Origin of the sequence: Rhodococcus sp. NPDC078407 (assembly GCF_044542515.1) — a bacterium.
Lineage (GTDB): Bacteria > Actinomycetota > Actinomycetes > Mycobacteriales > Mycobacteriaceae > Rhodococcoides.
On the sequence record NZ_JBITUQ010000046.1, the window covers coordinates 1 to 8,608 of the forward strand.

Annotated in this window: 10 protein-coding genes; 5 read left to right on the top strand and 5 right to left on the bottom strand. The window is 66.0% G+C overall.

The window, feature by feature from the left end; translation table 11 throughout:
* Nucleotides 1–161: 161 nt before the first annotated feature.
* Complete coding sequence (locus ACIGGF_RS25065) at nt 162–494, bottom strand: metallopeptidase family protein (RefSeq protein ID WP_397523740.1); 333 nt, start codon at nt 492–494, stop codon at nt 162–164.
* A gap of 14 nt (nt 495–508) precedes the next feature.
* Entirely contained in the window at nt 509–1,597 is a 1,089-nt protein-coding gene (locus tag ACIGGF_RS25070) for a septum formation family protein (RefSeq protein ID WP_397523749.1), read from the bottom strand.
* Nucleotides 1,598–1,621: 24 nt separating this feature from the next.
* Here ACIGGF_RS25070 and ACIGGF_RS25075 point away from each other — a divergent pair, with 24 nt between their 5' ends.
* Together ACIGGF_RS25075 and serS are read left to right on the top strand one after the other, a co-directional pair.
* A complete protein-coding gene (locus ACIGGF_RS25075) occupies nt 1,622–2,014 on the top strand; it encodes an ankyrin repeat domain-containing protein (RefSeq protein WP_397523741.1) in 393 nt (130 codons plus the stop codon).
* An 11-nt stretch (nt 2,015–2,025) separates the two neighbouring features.
* On the top strand, nt 2,026–3,279 hold the full coding sequence (gene serS, locus ACIGGF_RS25080; protein WP_397523742.1) for a serine--tRNA ligase: 1,254 nt from the start codon (nt 2,026–2,028) through the stop codon (nt 3,277–3,279).
* 78 nt (nt 3,280–3,357) lie between these two features.
* Here the strand turns inward: serS and ACIGGF_RS25085 are convergent, their stop codons facing one another.
* On the bottom strand, nt 3,358–4,239 hold the full coding sequence (locus ACIGGF_RS25085) for a hypothetical protein (protein WP_397523743.1): 882 nt from the start codon (nt 4,237–4,239) through the stop codon (nt 3,358–3,360).
* A gap of 103 nt (nt 4,240–4,342) precedes the next feature.
* Here ACIGGF_RS25085 and ACIGGF_RS25090 point away from each other — a divergent pair, with 103 nt between their 5' ends.
* The gene (locus tag ACIGGF_RS25090) at nt 4,343–5,083 is read left to right on the top strand and encodes a lysophospholipid acyltransferase family protein (protein ID WP_397523744.1); all 741 of its coding nucleotides are present in this window, start codon (nt 4,343–4,345) and stop codon (nt 5,081–5,083) included.
* Between the two features lie 9 nt (nt 5,084–5,092).
* Nucleotides 5,093–5,578 carry a GNAT family N-acetyltransferase gene (locus ACIGGF_RS25095; RefSeq protein ID WP_397523745.1) on the top strand — a complete coding sequence of 162 codons (486 nt, stop codon included), beginning with the start codon at nt 5,093–5,095 and terminating at the stop codon, nt 5,576–5,578.
* Nucleotides 5,579–5,585: 7 nt separating this feature from the next.
* Here ACIGGF_RS25095 and ACIGGF_RS25100 read toward each other — a convergent pair whose 3' ends face one another.
* Nucleotides 5,586–7,001, bottom strand: coding sequence for an ATP-binding protein (locus tag ACIGGF_RS25100; RefSeq protein WP_397523746.1), 1,416 nt, complete (start codon nt 6,999–7,001; stop codon nt 5,586–5,588).
* Entirely contained in the window at nt 6,998–7,681 is a 684-nt protein-coding gene (locus ACIGGF_RS25105; protein WP_397523747.1) for a response regulator transcription factor, read from the bottom strand. The genes ACIGGF_RS25100 and ACIGGF_RS25105 overlap by 4 nt, the downstream gene beginning before the upstream one ends.
* A 118-nt stretch (nt 7,682–7,799) precedes the next feature.
* On the opposite strand from ACIGGF_RS25105, the gene ACIGGF_RS25110 reads away from it, so the two are divergent.
* On the top strand, nt 7,800–8,486 hold the full coding sequence (locus ACIGGF_RS25110; protein ID WP_397523748.1) for a hypothetical protein: 687 nt from the start codon (nt 7,800–7,802) through the stop codon (nt 8,484–8,486).
* The last annotated feature ends 122 nt before the right edge of the window (nt 8,487–8,608 follow it).

Genomic DNA, 8,608 nt, shown 5'->3' on the forward strand with positions numbered 1-8,608 from the left:
TGATCCTCGGTAAGCGAACTTCGTACACGCATACACACGCTCCCCAATAGTCGGAACTGAATTACTCAGTCCAACTTTCGGGGAGCGGTGCACACCGCTCAGACGTGTGCAGTGGTCCATTGACGCGTTCGGGGGTGGGCGTTCGGGCGAGGCGAGCGCGCTCAGCCGAATCCCAGTTGATGCAGGCGCTCGTCGTCGATGCCGAAGTGGTGTCCGATTTCGTGGGCCACGGTGATGGCGATTTCGCGGCGAGCCTCGTTTTCGTCGTCGACCATGTCCAGGATCGGTTTCCGATAGATGGTGATGACGTCCGGCAGATGGCCGCTGTACTCGTAGCGTTCGGTGAGAGCGATGCCCTCGTACAGTCCGAGGATGTCCTCGGTGGGGTGCTCCTCCTCGACGAGGACGACCACGTTGTTCATGAAATCGGTGAGTTCACGCGGCAGGGTGTCGAGGGCGTCGGACACTGCTTCCTCGAAGTCGACGCGGGTCATGTGGGTGGGAATGTCTACCCCCCGGTGATCGGGGCGGCACCGGGCAGCGGCGTCGGCAGCGCGCGGCCGTCGGGAGCCGAGGGCGGTGGGACGGGCGCTTCACCGTTGATGAGAATGTCGCCCTTGGCGCTGCCGACGATGGTCGCGAAGCCGCCGGAGTCGAGTTCTTTGCCCACCGAGCACGTCACCTGCCGGCTGCCGGCGAGCCAGCTCGCGACGTCGATGGTGTCCCAGAACAGGGTCAGCGTCTTGTCGCGCAATGCCGTGTCCGAGCCGAGGTAGCCGTTGACGGCGTCCGTGCAGGTGCCCTCCAGGTACGCGTCCTGGTCACCCTCGGACGGGTGTCCGCCGGGGAACTGTTGCGTCAGGTTGATCACCGACGCCACCTCGAAGGCGTGTGGTGCCGAGCAATCCACCGGATCGGCAGGCACGTTCTGATCGATGCCGATGCAGGTGCCCGTCGGCCAGACCTTCGACTGGTCCTGGTCGAGGATCGAGCCCGTCATCTCCTGGAGTGTTCCGCTGTTCGACGGCATCTGCACCCCGCAGCGCAGGGTCCGCTCACCCTTGGCCCACCCGGCCTGGCTGGGGAACATCAGGCCGACGCCGTAGAGGCCGTTGGGATCGAATTTGGCACCGACGTAATCGTTGACGACGGCTGTGCAGTGCTCGTCGCGCAGAGATCCGAACCGAATGGACCCGGGATACCGCGAACCGGGGCCGAACTCGACACCGGGGTAGACGCTCATGTCGATGTCGCGAGCGACCTCGAATCGATGGGGATCGGCGCACGGCACTTCGGCGAGATCCTGCCGGTCGGTCTCCGGGTCGTCGGTGGGCGTCCACTGCAGGCAGGTGCCGGGGTCGGCCGCACCGAACGACGATGCCGACACCGGTCCGTCGGTGACCGGACCGCTGGCTGCCGAATGGGTGGTGATCTTCTCGGGTGCCGAGAATCCATCGGAGAGGAACGTCGTCGCACCTGCGGCGAGCACTGCGCCGACCGCAACCATGGCAAGACCACGACGAGCGGTGCTTGCGGAGAGAGTTCTCCGATCGTGGTTCGCCGGGGGGTCTGTTTCGTTCTCGGACATCGCCTCCATCATGCCCGAGTATGTTCGGTCCTCATGAGCGACCCGACAGGTGACGACGACCTCAGCGAGCTGGCCGGCCGACTGTTCACGATGGCGCGCACCGGTGATACGGCCGGTCTGGCGAGCTATGTGGACGCGGGAGTTCCGGTGAATCTGCACAACGAGTCCGGGGACACATTGATCATGCTGGCCGCCTACCACGGGCATGCCGATGCGGTGCGGGTGCTGGTCGAGCGCGGTGCCGATGTGAACAAGCCCAACGACAAGGGGCAGACCCCACTCGCGGGCGCGGTGTTCAAGGGGGAGGACGAGGTGGTGCGGGTTCTCGTCGACGGTGGAGCCGATCCGCACGGGGGTCACCCGTCGGCCATCGACGCCGCCACGATGTTCGGACGCGAGGACTACCTGGGGTTGCTCGGCAAGTAAGGTTCCCTCTCGTGATCGACCTGAAATTCCTTCGCGACAACCCCGACGCAGTGCGCGCCTCGCAGCGCACCCGAGGCGAGGACCCCGCTCTCGTCGATGCACTACTCGACGCCGATGCGTCCCGTCGAGCGGCGGTGCTGGCAGGCGATCAGCTGCGTGCCGAGCAGAAGGCGCTGGGCAAGAAGGTCGGTAAGGCCTCCGCAGAGGACCGTCCCGCTCTGCTCGCCGGTGCGTCGGAACTGGCCGCCAAGGTCAAGGCAGCCCAGGCCGCCGAAGCGGAGGCCGACGCAGCACTCGACACAGCTCACCGCGCGATCTCCAACATCGTGCAGGACGGCACGCCTGCAGGCGGCGAAGACGACTTCGTGCTGCTCGAGACCGTCGGGCAGATCCCGGAGTTCGATTTCGAACCCAAGGATCACCTCGAACTCGGTGAGTCGCTGAACCTGATCGACATGGAACGCGGAGCGAAGGTATCGGGCTCACGTTTCTACTTCATGACCGGCTACGGAGCGCTGCTCCAGCAGGGGCTGCTGCAACTCGCCGCGCAGAAGGCCGTCAAGAACGGGTTCACCATGATGATCCCGCCGGTGCTGGTGCGGCCGGAGATCATGTCGGGAACCGGATTCCTCGGCGCACACGCAGACGAGATCTACCGCCTCGAAGCCGACGACCTCTACCTCGTCGGAACCTCGGAGGTCGCTCTTGCGGGCTACCACTCGGGCGAAATCATCGACCTCGCCGACGGCCCCAAGCGCTACGCCGGCTGGTCGTCGTGCTTCCGCCGCGAAGCGGGCAGCTATGGCAAGGACACCCGCGGCATCATTCGCGTCCACCAGTTCGACAAGATCGAGATGTTCTCCTACATCAAGCCCGAGGACGCGGCAGCCGAGCACCAGAAGCTGCTCGAGTACGAGAAGGACATGCTCGCCGCGGTCGAGCTGCCCTACCGTGTGATCGACACCGCCGGCGGCGACCTCGGCTCATCGGCCGCACGGAAGTTCGACTGCGAAGCATGGGTCCCCACCCAGCAGGCCTACCGCGAACTGACTTCGACCTCGAACTGCACGACCTTCCAGGCCCGACGCCTCGGCGTGCGTTACCGCGACGAGAACGGCAAGCCTCAGACCGCGGCGACGCTCAACGGCACCCTCGCCACCACCCGGTGGATCGTGGCAATCCTGGAGAACCACCAGCAGGCCGACGGCACCGTGCGGGTCCCGGAAGCCCTCGTGCCCTTCGTCGGGACCGACGTTCTGCGCTAGTTGGGTCGTTCCGCAGGCTCCACTCCGGCGCTAGTTGGGTCGTTCCGCAGGCTCCACTCCGGCGGTAGTAGTGCAGGCTCAGGCGATGTCGCCGATGCAGTAGCCCTCGCCGCCGATTGCCAAGATGAACGTGCGGTTCTGGTACGCGCCCGAGATATCGATGATGTCGGCGTTGACCTGCGTGTAGAGGCCGTTCTGAGCCGTGACGAACACGCTGTCGGGATCGAACGAGGTGACGGCCGGCAGAATCGCCGGGTTATCGGCCAACGGTGGTGCCGTGGGCAACCCGGTGCCGTTGGGGTCCCACGTCTGCCGCGCATCGCAGACGAGCGGGTAGCTCTGCTCCACATCGCCCTGATCGACCGGAATTCCGGCGATTCGGCCCAGATAGCGATCCACTGTGTACGCCGCGTCTGCCGCGTCGAACACGGGGGCGGTGCCGGTGGGGTAGACGGTGGGGCAGGCGTAGCCCGACGCGATCTCGCTGCGCTTGATGGCGACCGTCGCGGTGGGCCCGGTCCACGTCACCGCGAATTGACCGTCGACCGCGGGAGCCGCCACCGCAGCGAGGATGGCACCGGTGTCGGCGTACATCGTCGGGATGTCGGTGGGCGGCACAGTCCAGCACCTCGTCGTGACGACACCTATTCCGCCGCCGGTGAGATCGTTGACGAAGGGCCGCAGCGCAGCCGCGGCCGCGGGATTTCCGGGAGCTTCGCCGACGGGTGGACCCGGTGGGATGGGCGGGAGCGTCGGGGTGGGGGCCGAGGGCTCCTGGGTGGTCGACGCGGCGGCAGGGGAGTCGGCTGTCGACTCGGCCGTGCTGGACGACGTGTCGTCCTGATCGGACGGGATGCCGACTGCGGAGTCGCAGGCACCGACCAGGGCAATGGTTGCTATCAGCGGCAGCGCGGTTCGGCCGACTCGGCTGCGCCGCGGTGAAGCCGCTCTGTTCTTCACGTGATTTCTCTCCCCCGTAGCTTCGGTACCGGACTGCGCGCGACCCGACCGCACTGTCGGCGGACCTTTCTCCGCCTTCGTCCACCGACTACGCTAACCGACTGTGGAACCCGTCTACCGATCAGTCATCGGCATCGCTCGCACCGTGTTCGCATTCGAGGGCCTGAAGTTCGACGTCGAGGGCGAGGAACACATCCCTGCTACCGGTGGCGCGGTCATCGCGGTGAACCACACCGGATACATGGACTTCACGTACGCGGGACTGCCGCCGCGACGAGTGAAGCGCTACATCCGCTTCATGGCCAAGAAGGAAGTCTTCGACAACAAGATCTCCGGCCCCATCATGCGCGCGCTCAAGCACATCCCCGTCGACCGCGGTGCCGGGGCGCAGTCGTACAAAGCGGCCGTGGACAGTCTGCGCAACGGCGAACTCGTCGGCGTGTATCCCGAAGCCACCATCAGTCGCAGCTTCGAGATCAAGGAATTCAAGTCCGGTGCGGCGCGGATGGCCATCGAGGCCGGCGTCCCCATCATCCCGACGGTCATCTGGGGTGCGCAGCGGGTGTGGACCAAGGGCTACCCGAAGCGATTGGGCCGCACCAACACTCCGATCTCCATTGCGGTGGGTGAGCCGATTGCACCGGTCGGGCCGCCGAACGAACTGACCGAGAAGCTGCGCGACGTGATGAAGCAGATGCTGCTCGAGCTCCAAGAGGGCTACCACCACGAGCCGGGTGCCTACTGGGTTCCGGCGCGCCTGGGCGGTAGTGCCCCGACCCTCGAAGAAGCCGACAAGCTCGACGCCCAGGATCTGGCAGCGCGCGCGGCCAAGCGCGCCGAGTAGTCATCGGGCATGAACCTCCGCGGTGAACAGGTCGTGTTGCGGCCCGTCACCGCCGAGGATGTGCCGGAGCTGCGCCGAATTCTGCGCACTCCCGAGGTGTACGCCCGATGGGGTGACGAGGACGCCGCCGAGAACTGGCCGTTCGACAATTCCGACGAGCAACGTCTCGTAGTCGAACTGAACAGTGCCACAGTTGGATTGATTCAATACGGCGAAGAGACCGATCCGATGTACCGGCACGCGTCCATCGACATCTTCCTCGATCCGGCGGTACACGGCCGCGGGGTCGGCAAGGACGCCGTGGGGACGCTGGTGCGATATCTGACAGTCGATTTGGGCCACCACCGCCTGGTGATCGATCCGGCCGCCGACAACGCGACAGCGATCGCGTGTTACAGCGCAGTCGGTTTCGAGCCGGTCGGGATCATGCGCAAATACGAGAAGGGCCCGAGCGGCTGGCACGACAGTCTGCTGATGGACTTGATCGTCGAGTAGCAGGTTTTCAGGGTTTCAGGGGAAGGGTCAGACGGAATCGTGCGCCCGAAGGCCCTGCGACACAGATCAGTTCGCCTCCGTGAGCGCGCGCGAGTGTGCGTGCGATGGAGAGCCCGAGTCCGACGCCCCCCGAGGACCGGTCGCGGGCGGAGTTGAGCCTGACGAGTCGTTCGAAGATGCGCTCGCGGTCTGCTTCGTCGACCCCGGGCCCTTCGTCGTCGATGGTGACGACGGCCTGCGAATCTGCGCCTACCGCTATCCGAATCGTCCCGCCGGACGGCGTGAAACGAGCGGCGTTGTCCAGCACGTTCGAGATGATCTGCTCGATGCGTCCGACGTCGACGCGGACCGGAACCGGTTGCGGCGCATCGACCTCGAACCGGATGTGCGGTGTGAGCAAAGCTGCTCGCTCCACCGTGCGACGGGTGATGTCGGCGAGATCGGTATCGGTACGTTCGAGATCCGAGGTGTTTTCTGCGCGAACGGAATCGAGCATGTCGCCCACCAACCGTGACGCCCTTCCCGATTCACCGACGAGCAGCTCGCTCCATCTGGCCACCCGATCGGGTCGATGCTCGGCATCGCGCTGCAACGACTGTGCCAACGCCGAGATGCCGGCAACCGGAGTGCGGAGCTCGTGCGCTGCGTCGGCCAGGAAGCGGCGCATGTCCTCTTCGGCGACACGGGCGGTACGAGCCGCCGCCGCCTCCCTGCGCTCTGCGGTTTCGAGAGCGTCGAGCATTTCGTCGACGGCTGATGCTGTCCGGCCGAGGTCGGTGTTCGGTTTGGTGGGAAGCAGCCGTCTTCCCCTGTCACCGTTGGTAATTCGACGAGCAACGGACGTCATCGAGTCCAGCGGGGACAGTGCGCGTCTCACCGCGTAGATCAGCGCGGCGGCGGCCAGCAGCAGAGTGACGGCACCTGCGGCCAACATCAGAATGCGTAATTGTTGGCGAACGTCGGCGATTGCGGTGGTGTCGCCCAGTAGTGACAGCGTCGACCCGTCGGGCAGAGGCTCGGTGATCTCGAACGAATCCGACGGCGGTGCAGGAGGATCGGGCGGAACGGGAGGTCCGGGAGCCTGCGATTGGCCTGCGGGCGGAGCCGGAGTGGCCGGCCTGATGTCCGGACCGGGCCGCTCACCGCCGGGAGCGCCGTACTCCGTGCCGTCCGCAGCGGTGACACGAACTCGGATGGCATCGCCTTGAAGAGCCTGCACCAGATCCTCGGGTCCGACGCCGCTCTCCACAAGTTCGACGGCTCGGGTTGCCCTGTCCGATAGCCTCGCCTCCAGATCCCGCCGAAGCTGTTGACCGAGAACAACGTCCACCGACGAGCCTACGATCACCAGCAACACCGCAAACAACACGACGACGGTGGTGACCACCCGCATTCGCAGCGAGGGGGTGGGCGTGTGGTTCATTGCGGGGCTCGCAGCGCGTAGCCGAGGCCGCGCACAGTGTGGATCAACCGTGGGCCGTTCGCTTCCATCTTGCGACGCAACGCGCTGATATGCACTTCCACCAGGTTTGCGTCGTACGCGCCGTAGCCCCAAACCGATTCCAGGATAGAGGTTTTCGAGACCGTGCGGCCGCGCTGTGTCACCAGGAACGTGGCCAATCGAAGCTCCGTCGCGGTCAGATCGAGAACCTGACCGGCCCGAGTCACCACTCCGGCTGACTCGTCGACCAGTAGATCGCCCACCTGCACCGCGTCGGCAGAACGACCTCTCCGTCGCAGTACCGACTTCGCGCGGGCGACCACCTCGTCGAGCTGAAATGGTTTGACCACGTAGTCGTCGGCACCGTCGCTCAGTCCGCGCAATCGGTCGGCCAGTTGATCCCTCGCGGTGACCATGATGATGCCCGCGTCGGTGCTCTGCCGAACGACGTCGATGAGATCGAAGCCGTCTCGTGCTCCGGGCAGCATGACGTCGAGAATCACCACATCGGGGCGGAAGCCCGCCATCGTGGTCTCGAAGTCGTCGCCGTCGGGTAACGATGCTGCGGTGAAACCGGCGTCCTCGAACGCGGCCACCAGCGCTTCCCGGATGGGCAGTGAGTCCTCCACGACCATCACCCGGGGAGCGGAACTGTATGTCATGCCTCGATTGTCACCCACCACCTGAAGTGATCCTGAAGATGTGGCCAGCTTCAGGGTGACTTCAGCTAGCGGCGGCAGTGTCGGTGACAGAACGACACAGTCCGAACGAGGAGTGAACGTGAACGATCAGACCCAACCGATCCCAGCCGCATCGAACCCCGAGCCCACCCCGAGTGCCGAAGCAACTCGGGACAACAAGCCCAAGCGGTGGAAGGGCCGGGTCCCGCTGGTGGCGACCGCAGCAGCGGGCCTGGCCGTCGGAGCCCTGGTGACCGCGGCAGTGTTCGCAGCCACCGGACCCGACGCGTCGCCGGGTGTCTCCACGGTCGCGTCGTCGTCCGCCCTCGGTCAGCGAACCGACGGTGGCGGCGGTTCTGACGCATCCGAGATGCCGGCGACTCCCGCGACTCCGGATTCCGATGACGGATCGACGGTTCCTGCAGTTCCGACACCTCCGACACCGGGTGACGGCGCAACGCCGCCTGCTCCACCTGCGGGCGGTCCGGGCAAAGGTGGTCCGGCTGATGGTGGTCCAGGCAAGGGTGGTCCGGGTAAGGGTGGCCCGGGAGCAGGTGGTCCCGGTGGTGCTGTGTGCGCTCCGGCCGATGGTGCGACGCCTCCGGCGCCGCCTGCCGAGGGTGATGGCGCGACTGTGCCTGCACCGCCGGCTCCCGCTGATGGTGCAACGCCTCCTGCACCGCCGACTCCGGATGCCGAGGGTGACGGTGCCACTCGGCCTGCACCTCCGGCCCCCGCTGATGGCGCGACCCCTCCGGCCCCGCCGGCAGCTCCCTCGGGCTCCTGAGCCCAACCTCTTCCAGCCCCGCACCGTGTGAATCACCCCAGGTTTGATGCCGCTTCCTTCTGAGTCAGGAAGGATGCATGTCATGCCCAAGAAAATCGATCCGGAGGTCCGTGCGAGGGCCC

Coding starts and splice junctions, on each gene's coding strand:
- ACIGGF_RS25065 (WP_397523740.1), bottom strand. CDS start 494: ATGACCCGCGTCGACTTCGAGGAAGCAGTGTCCGACGCCCTCGACACC.
- ACIGGF_RS25070 (WP_397523749.1), bottom strand. CDS start 1,597: ATGGAGGCGATGTCCGAGAACGAAACAGACCCCCCGGCGAACCACGAT.
- ACIGGF_RS25075 (WP_397523741.1), top strand. CDS start 1,622: ATGAGCGACCCGACAGGTGACGACGACCTCAGCGAGCTGGCCGGCCGA.
- ACIGGF_RS25095 (WP_397523745.1), top strand. CDS start 5,093: ATGAACCTCCGCGGTGAACAGGTCGTGTTGCGGCCCGTCACCGCCGAG.
- ACIGGF_RS25100 (WP_397523746.1), bottom strand. CDS start 7,001: ATGAACCACACGCCCACCCCCTCGCTGCGAATGCGGGTGGTCACCACC.
- ACIGGF_RS25105 (WP_397523747.1), bottom strand. CDS start 7,681: ATGACATACAGTTCCGCTCCCCGGGTGATGGTCGTGGAGGACTCACTG.